The organism is Streptomyces daliensis (assembly GCF_054782395.1).
In genome coordinates, this window is the sequence record NZ_BAAGSO010000029.1 from 50,468 (window position 1) to 70,304 (window position 19,837).

Annotated in this window: 18 protein-coding genes; 10 read left to right on the plus strand and 8 right to left on the minus strand. The window is 71.7% G+C overall.

Annotation, left to right across the window (positions count from 1 at the left end; all coding sequences use genetic code 11):
- Positions 1 to 333 precede the first annotated feature (333 nt).
- Both ACYVOO_RS06655 and ACYVOO_RS06660 read right to left on the minus strand, forming a co-directional pair.
- Entirely contained in the window at positions 334 to 588 is a 255-nt protein-coding gene (locus tag ACYVOO_RS06655) for a hypothetical protein (RefSeq protein ID WP_453348870.1), read from the minus strand.
- Between the two features lie 309 nt (positions 589 to 897).
- Positions 898 to 3,285, minus strand: coding sequence for an immune inhibitor A domain-containing protein (locus tag ACYVOO_RS06660; RefSeq protein WP_461014692.1), 2,388 nt, complete (start codon positions 3,283 to 3,285; stop codon positions 898 to 900).
- Positions 3,286 to 3,575: 290 nt separating this feature from the next.
- On the opposite strand from ACYVOO_RS06660, the gene ACYVOO_RS06665 reads away from it, so the two are divergent.
- Positions 3,576 to 3,932 carry a hypothetical protein gene (locus ACYVOO_RS06665; protein WP_453348833.1) on the plus strand — a complete coding sequence of 119 codons (357 nt, stop codon included), beginning with the start codon at positions 3,576 to 3,578 and terminating at the stop codon, positions 3,930 to 3,932.
- A 91-nt stretch (positions 3,933 to 4,023) separates the two neighbouring features.
- Here ACYVOO_RS06665 and ACYVOO_RS06670 read toward each other — a convergent pair whose 3' ends face one another.
- Together ACYVOO_RS06670 and ACYVOO_RS06675 are read right to left on the minus strand one after the other, a co-directional pair.
- Positions 4,024 to 4,704 (minus strand): RDD family protein, encoded by a 681-nt coding sequence (locus ACYVOO_RS06670; RefSeq protein ID WP_461014693.1) that lies wholly within the window; start codon positions 4,702 to 4,704, stop codon positions 4,024 to 4,026.
- Between the two features lie 139 nt (positions 4,705 to 4,843).
- Complete coding sequence (locus tag ACYVOO_RS06675) at positions 4,844 to 6,706, minus strand: RDD family protein (RefSeq protein ID WP_461014694.1); 1,863 nt, start codon at positions 6,704 to 6,706, stop codon at positions 4,844 to 4,846.
- 277 nt (positions 6,707 to 6,983) lie between these two features.
- Here ACYVOO_RS06675 and ACYVOO_RS06680 point away from each other — a divergent pair, with 277 nt between their 5' ends.
- Entirely contained in the window at positions 6,984 to 7,466 is a 483-nt protein-coding gene (locus ACYVOO_RS06680; RefSeq protein ID WP_461014695.1) for an SsgA family sporulation/cell division regulator, read from the plus strand.
- Between the two features lie 192 nt (positions 7,467 to 7,658).
- Positions 7,659 to 8,156, plus strand: a complete 498-nt coding sequence (locus ACYVOO_RS06685; protein WP_461014696.1) for a hypothetical protein — start codon at positions 7,659 to 7,661, stop codon at positions 8,154 to 8,156.
- 18 nt (positions 8,157 to 8,174) lie between these two features.
- Here the strand turns inward: ACYVOO_RS06685 and ACYVOO_RS06690 are convergent, their stop codons facing one another.
- Positions 8,175 to 9,620 (minus strand): MFS transporter, encoded by a 1,446-nt coding sequence (locus tag ACYVOO_RS06690; protein WP_461014697.1) that lies wholly within the window; start codon positions 9,618 to 9,620, stop codon positions 8,175 to 8,177.
- A gap of 79 nt (positions 9,621 to 9,699) precedes the next feature.
- Here ACYVOO_RS06690 and ACYVOO_RS06695 point away from each other — a divergent pair, with 79 nt between their 5' ends.
- Complete coding sequence (locus tag ACYVOO_RS06695; RefSeq protein ID WP_461014698.1) at positions 9,700 to 10,254, plus strand: winged helix-turn-helix transcriptional regulator; 555 nt, start codon at positions 9,700 to 9,702, stop codon at positions 10,252 to 10,254.
- A gap of 45 nt (positions 10,255 to 10,299) precedes the next feature.
- Here the strand turns inward: ACYVOO_RS06695 and ACYVOO_RS06700 are convergent, their stop codons facing one another.
- Positions 10,300 to 11,667 (minus strand): FAD-binding oxidoreductase, encoded by a 1,368-nt coding sequence (locus ACYVOO_RS06700; RefSeq protein ID WP_453348840.1) that lies wholly within the window; start codon positions 11,665 to 11,667, stop codon positions 10,300 to 10,302.
- A gap of 211 nt (positions 11,668 to 11,878) precedes the next feature.
- Here ACYVOO_RS06700 and surE point away from each other — a divergent pair, with 211 nt between their 5' ends.
- Entirely contained in the window at positions 11,879 to 12,862 is a 984-nt protein-coding gene (gene surE / locus ACYVOO_RS06705; RefSeq protein ID WP_461014699.1) for a 5'/3'-nucleotidase SurE, read from the plus strand.
- 146 nt (positions 12,863 to 13,008) lie between these two features.
- On the opposite strand, the gene hppD is transcribed toward surE, so the two are convergent.
- Positions 13,009 to 14,151: a 4-hydroxyphenylpyruvate dioxygenase gene (gene hppD / locus ACYVOO_RS06710; RefSeq protein WP_461014700.1), complete on the minus strand. Its 1,143-nt coding sequence runs from the start codon at positions 14,149 to 14,151 to the stop codon at positions 13,009 to 13,011.
- 134 nt (positions 14,152 to 14,285) lie between these two features.
- Between hppD and ACYVOO_RS06715 the strand changes: the two genes are divergently transcribed.
- The 5 genes from ACYVOO_RS06715 to ACYVOO_RS06735 all read left to right on the plus strand — a co-directional run bounded on the left by ACYVOO_RS06715 (position 14,286) and on the right by ACYVOO_RS06735 (position 18,833).
- Entirely contained in the window at positions 14,286 to 14,792 is a 507-nt protein-coding gene (locus tag ACYVOO_RS06715; protein ID WP_461014701.1) for an Lrp/AsnC family transcriptional regulator, read from the plus strand.
- Between the two features lie 115 nt (positions 14,793 to 14,907).
- Positions 14,908 to 15,555 (plus strand): ABC transporter permease, encoded by a 648-nt coding sequence (locus ACYVOO_RS06720; protein WP_461014702.1) that lies wholly within the window; start codon positions 14,908 to 14,910, stop codon positions 15,553 to 15,555.
- On the plus strand, positions 15,548 to 16,840 hold the full coding sequence (locus tag ACYVOO_RS06725) for a betaine/proline/choline family ABC transporter ATP-binding protein (RefSeq protein ID WP_461014703.1): 1,293 nt from the start codon (positions 15,548 to 15,550) through the stop codon (positions 16,838 to 16,840). Before ACYVOO_RS06720 ends, ACYVOO_RS06725 begins: the two co-directional genes overlap by 8 nt.
- Positions 16,837 to 17,763 carry an ABC transporter permease gene (locus tag ACYVOO_RS06730; RefSeq protein ID WP_461014704.1) on the plus strand — a complete coding sequence of 309 codons (927 nt, stop codon included), beginning with the start codon at positions 16,837 to 16,839 and terminating at the stop codon, positions 17,761 to 17,763. The genes ACYVOO_RS06725 and ACYVOO_RS06730 overlap by 4 nt, the downstream gene beginning before the upstream one ends.
- A 17-nt stretch (positions 17,764 to 17,780) precedes the next feature.
- The gene (locus tag ACYVOO_RS06735) at positions 17,781 to 18,833 is read left to right on the plus strand and encodes a glycine betaine ABC transporter substrate-binding protein (RefSeq protein WP_461014705.1); all 1,053 of its coding nucleotides are present in this window, start codon (positions 17,781 to 17,783) and stop codon (positions 18,831 to 18,833) included.
- A gap of 54 nt (positions 18,834 to 18,887) precedes the next feature.
- On the opposite strand, the gene ACYVOO_RS06740 is transcribed toward ACYVOO_RS06735, so the two are convergent.
- Entirely contained in the window at positions 18,888 to 19,691 is an 804-nt protein-coding gene (locus ACYVOO_RS06740; RefSeq protein WP_461014770.1) for a S16 family serine protease, read from the minus strand.
- Positions 19,692 to 19,837 lie beyond the last annotated feature (146 nt).

A 19,837-nucleotide genomic window follows, 5' to 3' on the forward strand; every position in this document is an offset into this window, starting at 1 on the left:
AGCAGGCCGGTGCCCCCTCCGCTTGTTCCCACGCTGTGCACCGGCGCCGTACCGGAGGGGCTCCGCCCCTGGCGGGGGAGCTGACGGCGACGGCTCACCCCACTGTTGTGGGCAAGCGTTCCGCATGGCGGAACGGGTGGGCACAACCCACCCACCGGCCCGCAGCCGCGAACGAACCCCCAAAGGGGCACCCAGGGAAGGCGCACCCCTGCGAGGAGAGGCGCACCCCGGGAAGGCTTCACCTTGTACCCCGTGAAGGGGCGCGACCCGGTGAAGGGGGAACCCTTCGTTTCATTCCGCACCCCGCGAAGGGAGCCGTACCCCGCGGAGGGGTTACGCGCGGAGGAGGGAGGCTATGGGGTGCCAGGATTCGCGGTCGTCGTCGGGCGTGGTGCGCCAGACGAGGCCCTCCGGGTGGTGGAGGACCGCCGTGATCTCGTCGGCCGTGGGCGGGTCCGCGTTGCCGTTGAGATAGACCGCGCGCAGCCCGAGGTTCCGGAGCCTGGTCAGGGCCCTGGACCGGTTCAGAGCGTGGACGAGGACGCGGACGCGCGGCTCGTCACCACCGCCCGCGCTCGCCGCACGCACCGTGTGCGCCTCATCGGTGTGCGCGGACCAGCGCCGCCGCACGGACCTCTCGCGCCGCTCTGGCGTCGCCGCAGGGGCCTGGTCAGGGCCCCTGCCTGCCCTCGGGCACGGGTCGGGCAGCGAGAGCGCGACGATCACGCTCCCGTCGGGAAGCTGGGCGTATCCGCCTCTAGCCATGATCAACATCTCCCCCGCGAGACTTCTTCGACAGGGCCCCGGACGAGGCCCTCAAGACGCATCTAAACGCGATCGGCCGCTGCCCGCCAGGGGGGCAACGGCCGATCATGTTTTGACCTGCAACGATGCAAATTAATTTCTTGAGGGACCCACCTGGACGGTGATCGTCTTACCGGAGAGCGGCTGGTTCGCGATCTTGATGCTGGTGTTGGTGTCCGGCACCTTCACCCCTCCGGTCGGGTTGCCGGCGTACCAGTACGTCCCCTTCCGGTCGTCGAAGACCGGAACGGGCAACTTGGCCTTCACCTTTGCCGCTTTGCCGCCCTTGTGGAGAGTCATCCCCTTTGTCGGGTACCGGCTGAAGGGCGAGTCGTACGACTGGATGCGGTTCCGCATCACCGCGCCGTCCGCCCATTTCTCGGGCTTGGCGTGCGCGTCGACCGGCAGGATCAGCCCCTCGCCGGGGTGGACGCCCACGTTGTTGTCCTGCTGGGAGGTGTCCCAGAGCCAGACGAGCAGGCCCTTCTGGTACGCGTACCGCTCCACCCAGTCGGGCCGTGTGGAGGGCCAACCAAAGTTGTACGGGCCGTAGTTGAGGGCCTTGTCATACGAGGCGTGGTTGCGGTTCTCCGCGATGTAGAACTGCGGGTAGCTCTTGGTGAACGACTCGCCGATGCGCGAGAAGCCGTTCGCCTGCCACCCGTTGCCGCCGTCGCCCTCGGCCCCGTCCTCGAACACCGGGGCGCCGTCCGCTGTCACCCGGATCGCGTCGGCCGTGAAGCCCTTCTGGGCCACTCCACTGTCCGTCAGATAACGGAAGCGAACATCAATCTTCTTCCCTGCGAAGTCGTCGAGCGGGAAGGAGAGATCGCGGTACTGGCCCGAGACGCCGTGCAGCGCGGGCTGCCCTCCGCCGTCCCTCGGGATCGGCTTTCCGTCGGCCGTGCCGTCGAGCGGCCGCCAGTTCTGGCCGCCGTCCTCGGAGACCTCGGTGTAGAGGTAGTCGTAGTTCTCCTCGATGTCCCACCACCCCTTGAAGTCCAGGGAGGCGCTGGACTTGCCCGTCAGGTCGACGGGCCGGGAGAGGGTGTTGCGCAGGTCGTCGCCGCTGCCGCTCCACCACTGCTTGGTGCCCTCGGCGGGCTTGGTGATCGTGGTCGTGACGTCCTTCTCGGGGAGTTCGACGACCACGGCCTGCTTGTTCTTCGTCTGGTACGAGTGCGTGCCCAGCGTGTGCTTCGAGCGCGTGGCCGCCTTCGCCCTGTCGTAGTCGAGCCAGCCGAGCTGGAGCTTGTCCCAGGCGTTCATGTCCCCGGCGGAGTCGCCGATGGCGTCCTTGCCCTTGTTGAGCCAGGAGCCCACGGACATGATCGACCAGAAGCCGACCGAGTTCTCGCCGGTGCCCGTGGTGTCGTAGTGGTCCGGCAGGCCCAGGTCGTGGCCGTACTCGTGGACGAAGACGCCCAGTCCGCCGTTCTCCGGCTGCGCCGTGTAGTCGCCGACCCAGATGCCGGTGTCACCGATCTGGGTGCCGCCCGCCTTGTTCTGCTCGGGGCCCGTGCGGCCGACGTCCGTGCCGTAGGCGTACCAGCGGTGCGCCCAGATGGCGTCGGTGCCCTGTGCGCCGCCGCCCGCCGACTCGTCCTCGCCCGCGTGCACGAACTGGAAGTGGTCGATGTAGCCGTCCGGCTCGTTGAAGTCGCCGTCCTGGTCGTAGTCGTACCGGTCCCAGAGGTCGTACTCGGCCAGCGCCTTCTTGATCTCCTCGTCGGTGCGGCCCGCCGCCTTCTGGTCCGCGACCCACTTGTTGACGCCGTCGCGCACCGCGTCCCACACGTTGGGGCAGTTGGTGTCGCCGCAGTGGTTGGACCCGTAGCGCGCCTCGTTGTAGTCGACCTTCACCCAGTCGGAGACGGCGCCGTCGACGGAGTAGCGGCCCGAGGACTGCTTCTCGTAGTAGCTCTTGACCGAGTCCTCGGTCGCGTCCGAGAAGTAGAGGTCCTCGAAGTGCTCGCGGTTGAAGTCCTTCTGCCAGTACGTGGAGTTGTCGTTCGCGCGGTCGGGTTCGGGGATCGTGTTGTGGACGGGGCCCGGAGTGCCGCCGTACTTGTCGTCGATCTTGTCCCCGAACTCGACGAGGATCGTGAAGATCTTGTCGGTCTTCTCGCGCCCCAGCTCGACGTATTTGTCGTCGTCGAGCTTCATGACCTCCGAGCCCCCCCGGCTGAAGGTCTTCGCCTCACCGGCCGCCACCTTCTCCAGCGCCGCCTGGCGCTGGTCGCGCTGCTTGGCGCTGAAGGGTCCGTCGAGATTGTCGCCGGTGTCCTTCCCCGCCTTGTTCGCCTTGTCCGCCTTCGCGGCTGTGCCTGTCTCCGCCTGCGGCTGGGCCTGTGCGCCTGCCGCGGACAGCAGCACGGTGGCGCCGAGCGCCGCCACCGCCGTGGCCAGAGCGGCCGTTCTCGATCTCTTGGATCTCCGTCTGCCGTTCACCTCTGTGGTGCCCTCCCCTGCGAATGCCATGTTGTGACAGAGGTATTCGACAGCAGCGTGTGGGGAAAAGACAGACCCCGATGCGAGTGATGCACAGAAGTGACCGCGCCTGTCCGCCTGTTGGGACAGGAGGGACGCCGTGCGACTGTGCGCCCCCTGTGCAACTGCGGCGTGGGTTAGGTCACGCTTACCGTGGTGTCCGCTCGGGCATTCGGCATCGTAGGGTCGTTCGACGGCGCACCTTTTGTACCGGGTCGATCGACTCGCGGGCCGATCGGCCCGCGCATCCCCCATCCAGAATTTCGAGGACGGATAACGCCATGCCGCGTCCGGCTCCCGCACAGCTCGCCTTCGCTCTCGCCTACGGTTCGGGCACTGTCGTCTGCTCGGCCTTCGCCATGCTGCTGCTCTCGGGAACCCGGTCGGGTACCGGAGCTGTGGTGATCGCCCTGTCCTCGTTCGCGCTCGGGCTGCTCGCCGCGGCCACGGCTCCCCTGCTCCATACGGCCAGGCGCGCCCGTGGCGCGGGTGCGTCCGCCGGGTCGCGCGTCACCGCGCGGGGTGGCGCGGCGCCCTCCTCGGCGCACGCGGCCTACCCGGCCGCTCCCGTCCCCGCCAAGGCGGGAGCAGGAGCGGGGACGGGCACGGGCGGCGCTCGGTCCTCCGCCTGGGACTGAGCCGCCGAGTCCCCAGGGGCGGCCAGACCCCCCTGGGGACGGCCGTCCCGCCTACGCGGTGGCGACGACGCCTATGCGGTGGTGATGCCGCCTACTCGGTGGCGACGACGACCGTCTTCGCCGCCTTGTCGTGCACGCACTGCTGGTACGGCTTGTCCCAGGTGCAGAACAGCACGTTGACGAGCCAGAACAGCGATCCCAGACAGGGCACGAGCGCGGGCAGCGAGTAGAGGGCCGCACGGAACCAGCCCGGAGTCCCCTGCGGCACCGCGCCGTTGGAGAGCACCGCCACCCGGATCTTCACGAGCTTCTTGCCCACCGTCTGGCCGGACTGGGTCAGCATGATGCCCTCGTAGATCAGGTAGACGAGGGTGTAGACGGCCTGTTGCGAGTACGTACGACCGGTGTCCGCCGCGTCGTAGCCGTTCTGCGCGAAGCCCATGACGATGGCCACCGGGATTCCGACGACCAGCGCGTCGATGATCCGCGCCAGCAGCCGCTTGCCCCGGGAGGCGAGCGGCGGCATCCCGGCGAGCGGGTCGGCGGCGCCGGCCGGCCCCCCGTAGGGGTTCGCGCCGTACGGGTCCCCGTACCCCTGGCCACCGTACGGACCGCCCCCGCCCGGCGGGGGCGGGGGCGCGCTGTCGTAGGGCGAGCCGGTTCCCGAGGGTGGCGGTGGCGGGCCCTGCCCGTACGGATCTGGCCGCTGCTCCGGCTGACCGGACTGCCCCGGCTTCCCGAAGGGATCGTTCTCAGGCTGCTCCGTGCTCATGGCCCGAGTGGACCGCGCGCGGGGCCCCCGCGCATCCGGCGCGTGCCGTTAGAGGTACGGGCCTGGTCCGTCTGACGCAGACGGCGCGGGGCCCGTCAGCCCGTCACACCGGAACCGGCCGGGGCCGGGGCCCTCACCGTCACAGCCTGACCCCTCCGGAGTCGCGGGAGACGAAGGTGCGCGCCGCCTTGTCGTGCCAGCACTGGCGCCAGGGCCGGTCGAAGAGGCACCACATGATGTTGACGACACCGACGACGACGAGCGACAGCACCCCGTACACCAGCCAGCGCACCAGCGCGGCGCGGAACCCGGGCTTGTCCTGGCCCTCGAGGTCCAGCACCTTGAGCCCGAACAGCTTCTTGCCCAGGGTGCGGCCCCAACGGCTGGTCGGCAGCACTTCGTAGAGCAGCCCGAAGACGAGCAGGGCGCCGAGGACGATGGCGAGATAGCCGCCGGTCGTCCCGTCGATCAGCCAGACCTCCTTGGTCTCCCCCGACTGCCGGACGGCGTCGATCTTCCCCTGGATGTGGTCCGTCGTCTTCCCGACGAACGGGAAGACGACACCGGCCGCCACGGCGGCGGTGAGGACGCCGTCCACGAGCCGGGCGCCGAAGCGCTTGCCGAGTCCGGCGGGGCGGGCCTGCTGCTGCGCGGCCTGGAGGAACGGGTCCGAGACCGGCGGGCGCCAGGGCGTGACCGCTTCGGGGCCGCCGCTCTGCGGCTGCGCCGGGAGCCCGCCCGGCTGGGGGCCGCCGGGGCCCGCCGAGTGCGCGGCCAGATCGTGGACCTGCTGCGCCCACGACTGCGGCGGCTGCTGTTGCTGAGCCTGCTGCGGTGCCTGTTGCTGTGACGGCTGCGGTGCCTGTTGCGGGGGCACCTGCGGGGGCGGCATCTGCGACGGGGGCGGGACCTGGAGCGGCTGGCTCTGCGCGGGCGGGGCGTGCTGCGCCGACGGGATCTCCATGGACTGGGCCTGGGGCCCGCCCTGCGCGGGCGGCGTCTGCTGCGCGGGCACGCCCGGCTGCGGGGCCGGTGCCTGCGCGGACTGGGCCGACGGGGCAGACGGAGCGTTTCCGCTCGCGCCCTGCGCGGGGATGTGGGGGTTGGCCGCCGGTGCGGGACCCTGGCCCGTGGCGCCTGGCTCCTGGGCCTGCCGTGCCTGCGCCGCCTCACGGCCGGCCTTGAGGACCTCCGAGCGGCGCAGGCCCACCGTGTGCTGCGGCACCTGCGCGTCGCCGCCCGACGCCGGACCCGAACCCGAACCCGATGCCGAACTCGCCTCGCTGGCCTGGCGCTTGAGCTGCTCGGGGCTCAGGGCCCGCATCTGGAAGGTGCCCTCGCGCGGCGGCTGCCCCTGGCCTCCCCCCGTCGCGGGGGACGAGGCGGCGGGCGTGCCCTCGTCGGCCCTGCCCGCCTCGGCGGGGCGGCCCCAGCCGCCGCGCGGGTCGGCCGTACCGGCACCGGCTCCGGCACCGCTCCCCTGGCCGCCCTGGCCGCCCTGGCCGCCCTCCTCGCCGTGCTGGCCCCAGGAGACGCGGTCGTCGCTCTGGCCTGCGAAGCCCTGCTGCCGCGCGGCGTCCGCGCCCCAGGCCGAGGCGGGCTCGGGGCGCTGGCCGTGCAGGCGGGACGGGTCGTCCCAGTCGACGGTCCCGTCCACGGGGGCGACCTCACCGCTGGGCCGCACCTCGGGCAGCGCCGAGCGGTCACGCCCCTCCGGCCCCTGCCCTGACCCCTGCCCCTGGCCCTCGTCGAGGAAGACGGGCCCCGTCTCCTCGGCGGGCGCGGGCTCGGCCGCCGTGGGCGGCGTCGGCGCGGGTCCCGGCGCGCCGGGACCGGCGGCGGGAGGGACCGGCATCGGGTCGCCCTCGCGTGGCTCGGGGCGGCTGGTGCCCGGCACCCATGCGGAACCGTTCCAGTAGCGGATGTATCCCGGAATGGACGGGTCGGGATAGAAGCCGGCCTGGGGGCTGCCGCTGGCAGATCCTGAGGGTGGCGCACTCATGATGTCCGGGTCCCGTATCTGTTCGACCGTTATTTCGCTTGTGGCGTGTACGTGTACCGCCTCTACCGCCCCGCGTACCGCGTATCGAGCCACGGCCCACGAAGCGCAGGGTCCACATCTACCAGAAGGGGCCGACCGCTTGCCCGCCCCGAATGGGCGCATCCGCTCTTCCGGGAAAAAGAAGTCCGCGAAGTCGTGTAATGAAGTACGGCCTGCGCTCTCTCACCGGTGCACGCCCACCCGGGCGGGCACGAGCGACCACGAAAGGGCGCAGCACATGCACACCGTTGTCGAACGCGAGCTGGAACTGAAGCTGGTGCTCTCCCCTGAGCGCAGCATCCCGGTCCCCGCCCGCCTCACGTACCGCGCCGACGACCCGTACGCCGTCCACATCGCCTTCCACATCGGCTCCGCCTCCCCCGTCCACTGGACCTTCGCGCGCGAGCTGCTGGTCGAGGGCGTCTTCCGGCCCTGCGGGCAGGGCGATGTGCGCGTGTGGCCCACCAAGGTGGACTCGCGCAGCGTGATCTGCCTCGCCCTCTCCTCGCCCGACGGGGACGCGCTGCTGGAGGCACCGGCGGCGGCCGTCTCCGCATGGCTGGAAAGGACGCTGCGCGCGGTCCCTCCCGGGAGTGAGCACGAGTCGCTGGGCATCGACGAGGAGTTGCGCGACCTGCTCACCCCGACACCGAGCGACGACCTCTACCTCCGCGATCCATGGCCGTCCGACGAGTCCGGCGCCGGAGAGGCCGGGGCCTGAGAGGTGGAGGTCACCGACGCCGCATCCGGCGGTCGTACGGGCGCGGTCGCGCACACCGCCCGGCCGCGCTCCGTCCCATCCGCCTCGCCTGTCCCCGCACTCTCTTCGCTCCCTCCTCCGCCTTCCGACCCTCCGTTTGAAAGTTCTATGTATGGGGGGCGCCGCAAGCGAAATTCCGTCACTATTTCGGCCATGCCAGAGGACGAAGCCCGCAAAGAGGCGGAAGTGGCAGAAGCGGGGGAAGCAGCGAATGAGGCGGAAGAGATGGAAGCGACGGGCGGGGACCCGGCACCCCGGGTGCGACCGGAGCGGCCAGAGAGGCCGGAGCGTGACGCGGAGACGACGGCCGAGATCCAGTTCCGCGTGGGCAGGCACATCGCGGAACTCGCCGAGCGCCTCGACCCCGACTCCTTCGCCCTGTTCCTCAAGGTCATGGCGGGGCTCAACAGGGCCTTCGCGCAGCACAATCAGTACGTCGACATCGAGCTGACCCCGGAGGAACAGGAGCTGTGCACCCCGCAGTTCCAGCGGGAGCTGGTCACCCTCCTGGAGAAGACCGGCATCCCGTCGGACCGCGTGACGGGCTTCACCCTCCGCACCTCCCGAACCTGTGACCGCGACCGCGACCGGGACCGGAACAGTCGCCGCGACCCGCGCCCGACGGCCCGCGGCCACCCCCACGACCCATGAGCCCGCAGGCCTCAGGCCTCAGGCCGCGCGTTCCCGCAGGACGAGCGCGGCGAGCGCCCCGGCCAGCGCGAGTCCGGCCGCGACGAGCAGCGCGGCGTCGGTGCCGTGCGCCAGGGCCTTCGCCGGGTCGCCGCCCCCGTGCGCCGTGGCGAGCGCGACGGTGAGCGCGACGCCCGTCGTCGAACCGATGTAGCGGGCCGTCTGGTTGGCGCCCGAACCCATGGCCGCGCGTTCGGCGGGGACGCTCTCGACGGCGAGCCGTGGCAGCGCGGCGTTGAGCAGCCCGCTGCCGACGCCGTTGACGACGAGCCCCGGCAGCAGCCGTACCCAGGACTCGTCCACGGCCCCCACGAGCGCGGCCAGCCCGGCGGCGGAGAACAGGAACCCCAGGGCGAGCTGGTGCCGTGCGCCGAGCCGGGTCGCGAGGCGCCCCGTCAGCATCGACGCGGCGAGCGCGGCCCCGGACCACAGCGCGACGAGCCACGCGGTGCCGAGCGGCGAGAGGCCGAGGGTGATCTGGAGGACCGTCGGCAGGTAGCTGAAGAACCCGATCACCGCGAGCCCGGTGAACAGCGCGCCCGCCGTCGCGGCGAGGAACAGGGGGCGGCGGAAGAGGCCGAGGTCGAGCATGGGCGCCGCGCTGCGCCGCTCGGTCAGGACGAAGGCGGCGCCCAGGACGAGGGCAGCGCCCAGCAGCACGGCGACGGGCGCGCGCAGCCAGCCGTCGCGCCCTATGGTCAGCGCGGCGAAGAGCGCGGAGAGCGCGAGGCCCAGGGTGACCGCGCCGAGGAGGTCGGGGCGCCCTGCACGCGGCGCCCGCGATTCCTGGAGCCCGCGGGCGGCGACGGTGCCGAGGGCGAGCGCGGCCAGGGCGTAGAGGACGTAGCAGGCGCGCCAGCTCAGCGGCTCCAGCGCGCTCGAGACCAGCGGCCCGACGGCTATGCCGCCGCTGATCGAGGCGCCCCACAGCGTGGTCGCGCGGACGCGTCCCGGACCGGCGGGGAAGGCGTGCGCGAGGAGCCCGAGGCTGCTGGCCAGGACGGCGGCGCTGGCCGCGCCCTGCGCGACACGGGCGAGGGTGTAGGCGAGGGTGCCGGTAGTGACGGCGGCGAGCGCGGTGGTCAGGGCGAGAGTGAGCACGCCGGTGACGAAGACCCGCTTGCGCCCGTAGTCGTCGGCGAGGCTGCCCGCGACGAGCAGCAGCGCGGACAGTCCGAGCGCGATGCCGCTGAGCAGCCACGCCTGCCCGGAGACGCCGGTGCCGAGCGAGGCGGCCATGGCGGGGAGCACGGTCATGGGCGCGTTGTAGTTCAGCAGCACGAGGAAGGTCGCCGCGACGGTGACGGCGAGGGTGGCGCTGCCCGTGTGCGGGGACGCGTGCCGGGGCGCGCCCGGGAGGCCCGTGGGCCTGACCTCGTCCGGAGCCGGGAGCGAGCTAGGTTCGGTGAATGAACTCACTGTCATGGCGAGCACCCTAGCAGCGTCAGTTCAGTCACCGAACCTAGTAGTTCGCTCATTGAACCCTCGCTGTTAGACTCCCCGCATGGCACTGGGGAAGGACTACGCCGCGCAGCACTGCTCCATCGCGCGCGCCCTGGAGCTGGTCGGTGAGCGCTGGACGCTGCTCGTCGTCCGGGACGCCTTCTACGGCGTGCGCCGCTACAGCGACTTCCTCGTCCGGCTCGGAGCCCCGCGCGCCGTGCTCTCCACGCGGCTGCGCGCGCTGACGGAGGCGGGCGTGCTCGACAAGGTGCGCTATCAGGAGTCGCCGCCCCGCGACGAGTACGTGCTCACCGAGATGGGCGAGCGGCTGTGGCCCGCGGTCTACGCGCTGGCCACCTGGGGCGAGCGGTACTTCGCGGAGGGCCGGGGGCCGCACCGCGAGTTCCGGCACACCGCGTGCGGCTCCCCGCTGGACGCGGGCGGCAACTGCGCGGCGTGCGGCGGGCTCGTACCGCCGAGGGACATCGAGATGCGGCCAGGACCGGCCCTGGACCCGACGCCGGAGGACCCCGTCAGCCGCGCGCTGCTGCGCCCGCGCAGGCTGCTCCAGCCACTGGAGCCGGAGCCAGAACCGGAACCCGCGCCGGAGCGGTGACCGTGCGGGGCCGCGACGTCGGAGGCGTCAGAGGCGCCCGCGACGTCAGAACAGTTTGCCCGGGTTCAGCAGGCCCAGCGGGTCGAAGACCTGCTTGATGCCGCGCTGCAACTCGACGCCCACGGGCCCGAGTTCACGCGCGAGCCACTCCTTCTTGAGCACGCCCACGCCGTGCTCGCCCGTGATCGTGCCGCCCAGTTCCAGACCCAGGCCCATGATCTCGTCGAAGGACTCGCGGGCCCGACGCGACTCGTCCTCGTCGTTCGGGTCGAAGCAGACGGTGGGGTGGGTGTTGCCGTCGCCCGCGTGGGCGCAGACGCCGATGGTGAGGTCGTGCTTCTCCGCGATGGCGGCGGTGCCGGCCAGCAGGTCGGCGAGGCGCGAGCGCGGTACGCACACGTCGTCGATCATCGTCGTCCCCGTCACCGCCTCCAGCGCGACGAGCGCCTTGCGGCGGGCCTGGAGCAGCAGCTCCGACTCGGCGTGGTCCTCGGCGGGCACCACCTCGCTCGCGCCCGCCGCAGCGCACAGCTCGCCCACGGCCGCGAGGTCGGCGCCGGGGTCCGGGGTGTCGAAGGCGGCGAGGAGCAGTGCCTCGGTGCTCTCGGGGAGCCCCATGTGCGTCAGCGCGTTGACCGCACGCAGCGTGGTGCGGTCCATGAGTTCGAGCAGCGAGGGGACGTGGCCGCTCTCCATGATCCGGCAGACCGCGTCGCAGGCGGCTGCGGCCGAGGGGAACTCGGCGGCCAGCGCGAGCTGCTTCGGCGGCTCCGGCTTGAGCGCGAGCGTGGCCTTCACGACGATGCCGAGGCTGCCTTCGGATCCGACGAAGAGCCTGGTCAGGTCGTATCCGGCGACGCCCTTGGCGGTGCGGCGGCCCGTCGAGAAGAGACGGCCGTCGGCGAGGACGACGTCGAGCCCGAGTACGTACTCGGCGGTGACCCCGTACTTCACGCAGCACAGTCCGCCGGACGCGGTACCGATGTTGCCGCCGATCGTGCACTCCTCCCAACTGGAGGGGTCCGGCGGGTAGTAGAGGCCGTGTTCGTTGACGGCGCGGGACAGCGCGGCGTTGACGACGCCCGGCTCCACCACGGCGACGCGGTCCACGGGATTGATCTCCAGGATGCGGTCCATCCTGACCAGGGACAGCACGACGCAGCCTTCGCTCGCGTTCGCCGCGCCCGAAAGACCCGTGCGGGCGCCCTGCGGCACGACCGGCACCCGCAGCTCGGTCGCGGTGCGCATGACGTGCTGGACCTGCTCGACGGTCCTGGGCATGACGACGGCGGCGGGGACCCCCGCCTCGCAGAAGCTGGCCATGTCGTGGGAGTAGGCGCCGACCACGTCGGGGTCGGTCAGCACCGCATCCTCCGGCAGCCCTTCGCGCAAGCGGACGAGGAGATCGCTCATACGTACACCCTGACACCTGGGCAGCGCGTCGGGAACCCGCGTGAAGCGGATGGTCAGCGACGGTCAGCGACGCCCGGCCCCCTCCCGCGGACGCCCGCTCCCGTGCGCCCCGCGGCAGCGGCACCGCGCGCCTTGTGGTGACGACCCGTCAGCTCTACAGTGCGGCGACTTTCGCGTACGGCGCGTACGGCTCGCACAGGGGAGGGCGCGCATGAAGGGCAGAACCGGCAGAACCGGCAGGACCGGCAGCGGCGCGGGGTGGGCGGCGGGCGCGGGCGGGGCGCTCGCGCTCGTCCTCCTCGCGGGGTCGGGGGTCGCGGGGGCGCGCCCGGCGGAGCCGGAATCGCGGGTCAGGGCTGAGGCGGGGCTGCGGGTGCTGGTCTCCAACGACGACGGCTACCGGCACCCGTACATCCGCCTGCTCGCGCAAGCACTGCGGCGGGCCGGTCACGAGGCGGTGATCGTGGCCCCGGACGGGAACAGGTCGGGCAGCGGCACGGGGGTGAACTACGAGCGGGGCGCGACGGTCAGGGCCGAGGAGACCGGGCCGGGGGTGTGGTCGGTCTCCGGGTCGCCGGGTGACGCGGTGGCCTTCGGCATCCAGCACGTGTTCGCCGGGGACCCGCCCGACCTCGTCGTCTCCGGGGTCAACCCGGGCCCCAACACGGGCCCGACCGCCAACCACTCGGGCACGGTCGGCGCGACCGTCGCCGCGCAGGAGCTGGGCGTCCCGGCGCTCGCGGTGAGCGCGGGCGTCGACCTCACCTCACCGGACGACCCCTTCCCCTCCGCGCCGCTGGCGGCGGACTTCGCCGCCCGTACGGTGGACCGGCTCGCGCGCACGGCGGGGCGCGGGGCGCTGCTGCCCGCGTACACCGCACTGAACGTCAACGTCCCGGCGAAGCCGGACGGCGGCGTCGCCTTCACCCACCTGGGCAGGGCCCAGGAGATCACCCGCGAGTTCGTGCCCGCGCCGGACACCTGCGCCACCTGCTACACGGTGTCCGTCGGCCTGGACCCCTCGGCGCCCGAGCCCGTGGGCGGCGCCGATACGAGCGCGCTGCGCGCGGGGGACGTGTCGCTGTCGCTGCTCACAGGCGACTGGGGTGCGCCGGGGTGGGCGCGCGGGGAGCGTCCGCCCGACGAGCGCGACGTGCGGCGCACGCGGGCCCGGCTGGCGGGGCTGCACCCGTAGCCCGACGCCCGTAGCCCGGCGCCATCCGCGCCCTCGCAGCCCCGCGAGACGCGCGCCCCACGGGGTCCGTTCCGTTCCGCCCCCCGGCGGAGCGGAACGGACCTGGGCCGTGGCCCGTCCCCCGTCGGTCTGATGAGCCGCGCGGCTCAAAGGTTCCCGCGGCGGTCCTGTTCGCGCTCGATGGCCTGGAAGAGGGCCTTGAAGTTGCCCTTGCCGAAGCCCATCGAGCCGTGCCGCTCGATCATCTCGAAGAAGACCGTCGGGCGGTCCTGGACCGGCTTGGTGAAGATCTGGAGCAGATAGCCGTCCTCGTCGCGGTCGGCGAGGATCTTCAGCTCGCGCAGCGTCTCCACCGGCACCCGGGTCTCGCCGACCCACTCGCCGAGCGTGTCGTAGTACGAGTCCGGGGTGTCCAGGAACTGGACGCCCGCCGCGCGCATCGCGCGGACGGTCGCGACGATGTCGTTCGTGGCGAGGGCGATGTGCTGGACGCCGGGGCCGCCGTAGAACTCCAGGTACTCGTCGATCTGCGACTTCTTCTTGGCGACGGCGGGCTCGTTCAGCGGGAACTTGACCTTGCGGGTGCCGTCGGCGACGACCTTCGACATCAGCGCGCTGTACTCGGTGGCGATGTCGTCACCCACGAACTCCTTCATGTTCGTGAAGCCCATGACGTTGTTGTAGAACTTGACCCACTCGTCCATCATGCCGAGCTCGACGTTGCCCACACAGTGGTCGACGGCCTGGAAGCGGCGGCGGCCGGGCTCCACCATGGGCTGTGCCTCGGCGTATCCGGGCAGGTAGGGGCCGGTGTAGGCGCCGCGCTCGACGAGGGTGTGCCGGGTCTGTCCGTAGGTCCCGATGGAGGCGAGCACCACGGTGCCGTGCTCGTCCCGCACCTCGTGGGGCGCCTCGATGCCGCGCGCGCCGTGCTCCAGCGCGTAGGCGTAGGCGGCGCGGGCGTCCGGCACCTCGATGGCGAGGTCGATCACGCCGTCGCCGTGCTCCGCGACGTGGCCGGAGAGGAAGCGGCCCCAGTCGGTCGTGGGCTTGATGACTGACGTGAGGACGAAGCGGACGGAGCCCGATTCGAGTACGTAACTGGCGGTCTCGCGGGAGCCGTTCTCCGGTCCGGAGTAGGCGACCAGCTTCATGCCGAAGGCGGTGGAGTAGTAGTGCGCAGCCTGCTTGGCGTTGCCCACGGCGAAGACGACCGCGTCCATCCCCTTCACCGGGAAGGGGTCCGCCTGCCGGGCTGTGTCAGGGGTTGCGTGCGTGGTCTCAGTCATGAACGAAGGTTCCCCCGCGCCAACAAGGTGCGCAATACTTCTCGTATCTACTGGACACTCTGTCCAGCACTTTACGGATCCGATCGGGCGATCTGCACAAGGTGTGCAACGTGGTGGTTACTGAGAGGCAACTCATGGGTATTGATCGGCTCGATGGTCGATTGCTCGAACTGCTCGCCGAGGAACCGAGGATCGGGGTGCTGGAAGCGTCCCGCCGCCTCGGTGTCGCGCGTGGGACGGTGCAGGCCCGCCTGGACAGGCTTAAGTCAGCGGGAGTGATCCGCGGCTTCGGCCCGGACGTGGACCCCGCGGCCATCGGCTATCCCGTCACCGCCTTCGCCACCCTGGAGATCAAGCAGGGCCAGGGCCCCGACGTGCGGGCACATCTCGCTTCCGTACCGGAAGTGCTGGAGCTGCACACCACGACGGGTCACGGTGACATGCTGTGCCGTCTGGTCGCGCGCTCCAACGCCGACCTCCAGCGCGTGATCGACAAGGTCGTCGGTTACGACGGCATCATGCGGGCCTCCACCGCGATCGTCATGGAGAACCCCGTCCCCCTCCGGATCGTCCCCCTCGTCCGCCAGGCCGCGGGGACGTCCACGGGCCCCACGGCCCACCCGGCCCCCGAGGCCCTCTGAGCACCAGTCCGGCCGACAGGGTTGCCAGCGGCCTGCCGGAGCCGCACCCTCGCGGGACACCGCGTCACCACGTCGCCGGGGACACCTGAACACTGAACACGTAGGGAGAAGCCGAGTGAGCTTCTGGGAGTACCTCAGCAACCGGCATGTCCAGGTGCTGACGGATTCGCTCCAGCACGCCAGCGCGGTCTTCCAGTGCATGGTGGCCGCCACCGTCATCGGCGTACTGATCGGCGTCCTCACCTACCGCAGCGAGTGGGCGGGCAACCTCGCCACGGCCGCCACCGCCTCGATCCTCACCGTCCCCTCGCTGGCCCTGATCGGCCTGCTGATCCCGCTCGTCGGGCTCGGGGTCGCACCGACGGTCATCGCGCTGACGCTGTACGGGCTGCTGCCCATCGTCCGCAACGCCGTCGTCGGGCTGCGCGGCGTGGACCCTTCGCTGGTCGACGCGGCGCGCGGCATCGGCATGTCGCGGCTGGCGCAGCTGGTGAAGGTCGAGCTGCCGCTGGCCTGGCCGCCCATCCTCACGGGCATCCGCGTCTCCACGCAGATGCTGATGGGCATCGCGGCCATCGCCGCCTTCGCCTCGGGCCCCGGGCTCGGCAACCTCATCTTCCGGGGCGTGGCCTCGCTGGGCAGCGCCAACGCCCACAACCAAGTCCTCGCGGGCACGCTCGGCATCGTCGTGCTCGCCCTGCTCTTCGATGCCGCGTACGTCCTCATCGGACGCCTGACCATCCCGAGGGGGATACGTGCCTGAGACACCCGAGACGCCTGGGACACCCGAGACGCCCGAGACGCCCGCACCCGCCGCTGGAGGACCGGCCCGGGGGCCCGCCTCCGGCGCCACGATCCGCCTGGAGGGCCTCACCAAGCGCTATCCGGGCTCCGCCCTGCCCGCCGTGGACAACGTGACGATGGAGATCGGCGCGGGCGAACTCGTCGTCTTCGTCGGGCCCTCCGGGTGCGGCAAGTCGACCACCCTCAAGATGATCAACCGGCTCATCGAGCCCACCTCGGGCCGCATCAAGATCGGCGACGAGGACGTCACCGACATGGACGCGGTCAAGCTGCGCCGCAAGATCGGTTACGCGATCCAGTCGTCCGGGCTCTTCCCGCACATGACCGTCGCGCAGAACATCGCGCAGGTGCCGAAGATGACCGGCTGGTCCAGGTCCAAGGTCACCGCGCGCGTCGAGGAGATGCTCGACCTGGTGGGCCTCGACCCGGGCGAGTTCAGGAACCGCTACCCGCGCCAGCTCTCCGGCGGCCAGCAGCAGCGCGTCGGCGTGGCCCGCGCGCTCGCCGCCGACCCGCCCGTCCTGCTGATGGACGAGCCCTTCGGCGCGGTGGACCCCATCACCCGCGACCACCTCCAGGACGAGCTGATCCGGCTCCAGCACGAGCTGCGCAAGACCATCGTCTTCGTCACCCACGACTTCGACGAGGCCATCAAGCTCGGCGACCGCATCGCGGTGCTCAGGGAGCAGTCGCACATCGCCCAGTTCGACGCCCCCGAGGCCATCCTCACCAACCCGGCCGACGACTTCGTCTCCGGCTTCGTCGGCGCGGGCGCCGCGCTCAAGCGGCTCAACCTCACCCGGGTGCGGGACGTGGGCGTCGTCGACTTCCCGACGGTCACCGTCGAGGAACCGCTCCAGGAGATCTTCGACTCGCTGCGCTCGGGCACCCACAACGAGGTGCTGCTGCTGGACAAGCGGCGGCGCCCGTACAAGTGGCTGCGGCGCGGCGATCTGATGCGCGCCAAGGGCTCGCTGGCCCGCGCCGGGACGCTCGTCAACGACACGGTGACCCGCGACGCCACCCTGCGCGACGCGCTGGAGGCCGTGCTCACCGACAACGCGGGCCGGGTCGCCGTCACCGGGCGGCGCGGCGAGTACATCGGGGTCGTGGACATGGAGACCCTGATGAACTCGGTGCACGAACTCCTCGACGCGGACCGGCTGGAGGCCATCGAGCACCAGCACCAGCTGGAGGAGCAGCGGGCCGAGCGCACCCGGGCGGCGCAGGAGGGGCTCGCGTGAGCGCGTCGAAGCCCGGCGGGGGCGGCAGGGGCGACCGAACCGGAAGCGGAACCGGAAGCGGAACCGGAGGGCGCGGCGGCGCTCCGGCGGCGGCCGACGCCGACGTCCCCCGGTACACGCTCGCCCCGGACGAGGCGCCCGACGAGTCGCGGCCCGCGCAGCAGCGCGCCGCCGACCGGCCGCTGGCCAGGCTGACCTGGCAGAAGCTGACCCTGCTGCCGGGCGGGCTCGCGCTGGTGCTGCTGTGCACCTGGCTGTGGTTCCGCGGCGCGGACCTGGACTCGATCGCGCGCAACGCGCTGGCCGAGGGCAGCGTGGCCTCCGGACTGTGGAAGCACATCGAGCTGACCGCGGTCTCCACCTTCTTCGTGCTGGTCATCGCGATCCCGCTGGGCATCCTGCTCACCCGCGGCAAGCTGCGCAGGGCGGCGCCCGTCGCCATGGCCGTCGCCAACCTGGGCCAGGCGATCCCCTCGCTCGGGCTGCTCGTGCTGCTGGTGTTCTGGCTGAGCGTGGGCCCGAGCACGGCCATCGTCGGCATGGTCGTCTACGCCGTACTGCCCGTGCTGGCCAACACCATCGCGGGGCTGCGCGCCATCGACCCGGGGCTCGTGGAGGCGGCCAGGGGCATCGGGATGTCGCCGCTGGGCGTCCTGGGCCGGGTCGAACTGCCCCTCGCCGTCCCGCTGATCCTCGCGGGCGTGCGCAACGCCCTCGTACTGAACGTCGGCACCGCCACCCTCGCCACCTTCATCGGCGGCGGCGGGCTCGGCGACCTGATCGCGGCGGGCATCACCACCCAGCGGATGCCGGTCCTGGTCCTCGGCTCCGTGCTGACCGTGGCCCTCGCGCTGCTGGTCGACTGGGTGGCCTCGCTCGCCGAACTGCTGCTGCGCCCGCGCGGCCTGGAGGTTTCGTCCTGATGCGAGGTCCTGTCCCGATGCGACGCTCCGTAGCTGTGTGCTCCGTACCGGCGCGCTCCGTACCGGCGCGACGTTCCGTCCTGCCGCGACGCGGGCGTAAGCGCGCCCTCGCCGGCGCCTCCGCCGCGCTCGCGCTCTCCGTCGCCCTGAGCGGCTGCGGCCTGGTCAGCGGCAGCCCCATGGCCGACGACGTGCACCCCGGCACCCTCGGCCGCGGGGAACCGCTCCAGGGGGCCGAACTGACCGTGACGTCAAAGGAGTTCACCGAGTCGATCATCCTGGGCCACATCATGGGCCTGGCCTTCCAGGCGGCGGGCGCCAAGGTCGTGGACCGCACCGCCATCCAGGGCTCCATCGGCTCGCGGGAGGCGGTGAAGTCCGGCGCGGCCGACGCGATGTACGAGTACACGGGCACGAGCTGGATCACCTACCTCGGGCACGAGACGCCCATCGTGGACTCGCACGAGCAGTGGGAGGCGGTGCGCGAGGAGGACAAGAAGGAGGGCCTGAGCTGGCTGCGGCCCTCCACGCTGAACAACACCTACGTGCTGACCGTCAGCCCGAAGCTCCAGAAGAAGTACGGCGTCAAGACGCTCTCCGACGTCGCGGAGCTGTCGAAGAAGAACCCCAAGGCCGCCTCGCTGTGCGTGGACAACGAGTTCGCGGCGCGCGACGACGGGCTCCCAGGGCTGATGAAGAAGTACGGGATGAAGATCCCCGCCTCACGGGTCCACAAGATGAGCAACGGCGTCGTCTACACCCAGACCGCCAAGGGCACCCCCTGCACCTTCGGCGAGGTCTACGCGACCGACGGCCGCATCAAGGCGATGGGCCTGAAGGTCCTGGCGGACGACCGGCACTTCTTCCCGAACTACGACGCGGCACCGGAGATCAACAGCGCGACGCTGGAGAAGCACCCGGAGATCGCGGACGTCCTCGACCCGATCACCAAGTCGCTGAACAACGAGGTGGCCCGCGAGCTGAACGCCAAGGTCGACGTGGAGGGCGAGGACCCGCACGACGTCGCCAAGGAGTGGCTGGTGGAGAAGGGGTTCATCAAGGAGGGCTGAGCGGCGGACGACGGGGCCCGGACCCGTGCGGGGGGCTTCCCCGTACGGGTCCCGTCAGCAGGAGGGGACGCGGCGCTGGTCCCCGTCCTTGAGCGCCTTGAGCGCTTCGACGGCGCCGTCGAGGCTGGTCACCGGCACCAGTCGCAGCCCCTTGGGCAGCTCGGCCCGCGCGTCGGCGCACTCCGCCTTCGGGACCAGGAAGACCGAGGCGCCGTCCCGCTTCGCCGCCTGCGTCTTGAGGGGGACGCCGCCGACGGCGCCGACCTTCCCGCTCGCGTCTATGGTGCCGGTGCCCGCGACCGTACGGCCGCCGGTCAGGCCGCCGCCGCTGCCGTCGCCGTCCAGCTTGTCGACGATGCCGAGTGAGAAGAGCAGCCCCGCGCTGGGCCCCCCGACATCGGCGAGCCGCAGGCTGACCTTCACGTCGTCCGACGACAGATGGAGCTGGGAGAGTGCGGCCTTGACCGCCTCGTCCTGGGACTGCTTCATCTCGTCCGCGTTGTACTTCTTGATCTCCTCGGTGTTGCCGCCCACCGGGTAGACCGCGTCACGGGGCATGACGGCGTGGTCCGTGGCGAACCAGTTCTTGACGACGTCGGACACCCGGACCGTCGCGTCGGGGGGCGTCGCCGCGATGGTCGTCATCCGGAGCTGGCCCTTGCCACCGCCGCCCTTGCCGCCCTCCCCTTCGCCCTCCGCCTCGGCGGCGTCGCGCGCCGCGTCGCCGGACAGGGTGATCACCGGCTTGCCCTTGTTCTCACCGAGCACGTCCGCCGTGATGCCGGGCTCGGCGACCGAGTACGGCAGCGGCGCGGCGGCGACCACCGCGAACAGCGCCACCACGGGCACCGCGCACAGCGCGAGCGTGCGGCGGCGCGGCGAGAGCCGGAACCGGAGCCGGGAGGGACGGGCCGAGCCGGTGCTCGACGGGTCGGTGCTGGACGGGTCGGTGCTGGGCGAGGCGGGGCGAGAGGTCACCCCCGCAATCTAGACGACGGGTCCGC

Coding starts and splice junctions, on each gene's coding strand:
- ACYVOO_RS06660 (WP_461014692.1), bottom strand. CDS start 3,285: ATGGCATTCGCAGGGGAGGGCACCACAGAGGTGAACGGCAGACGGAGA.
- ACYVOO_RS06665 (WP_453348833.1), top strand. CDS start 3,576: ATGCCGCGTCCGGCTCCCGCACAGCTCGCCTTCGCTCTCGCCTACGGT.
- ACYVOO_RS06670 (WP_461014693.1), bottom strand. CDS start 4,704: ATGAGCACGGAGCAGCCTGAGAACGATCCCTTCGGGAAGCCGGGGCAG.
- ACYVOO_RS06675 (WP_461014694.1), bottom strand. CDS start 6,706: ATGAGTGCGCCACCCTCAGGATCTGCCAGCGGCAGCCCCCAGGCCGGC.
- ACYVOO_RS06680 (WP_461014695.1), top strand. CDS start 6,984: ATGCACACCGTTGTCGAACGCGAGCTGGAACTGAAGCTGGTGCTCTCC.
- ACYVOO_RS06685 (WP_461014696.1), top strand. CDS start 7,659: ATGCCAGAGGACGAAGCCCGCAAAGAGGCGGAAGTGGCAGAAGCGGGG.
- ACYVOO_RS06690 (WP_461014697.1), bottom strand. CDS start 9,620: ATGACAGTGAGTTCATTCACCGAACCTAGCTCGCTCCCGGCTCCGGAC.
- ACYVOO_RS06695 (WP_461014698.1), top strand. CDS start 9,700: ATGGCACTGGGGAAGGACTACGCCGCGCAGCACTGCTCCATCGCGCGC.
- ACYVOO_RS06700 (WP_453348840.1), bottom strand. CDS start 11,667: ATGAGCGATCTCCTCGTCCGCTTGCGCGAAGGGCTGCCGGAGGATGCG.
- surE (WP_461014699.1), top strand. CDS start 11,879: ATGAAGGGCAGAACCGGCAGAACCGGCAGGACCGGCAGCGGCGCGGGG.
- hppD (WP_461014700.1), bottom strand. CDS start 14,151: ATGACTGAGACCACGCACGCAACCCCTGACACAGCCCGGCAGGCGGAC.
- ACYVOO_RS06715 (WP_461014701.1), top strand. CDS start 14,286: ATGGGTATTGATCGGCTCGATGGTCGATTGCTCGAACTGCTCGCCGAG.
- ACYVOO_RS06735 (WP_461014705.1), top strand. CDS start 17,781: ATGCGACGCTCCGTAGCTGTGTGCTCCGTACCGGCGCGCTCCGTACCG.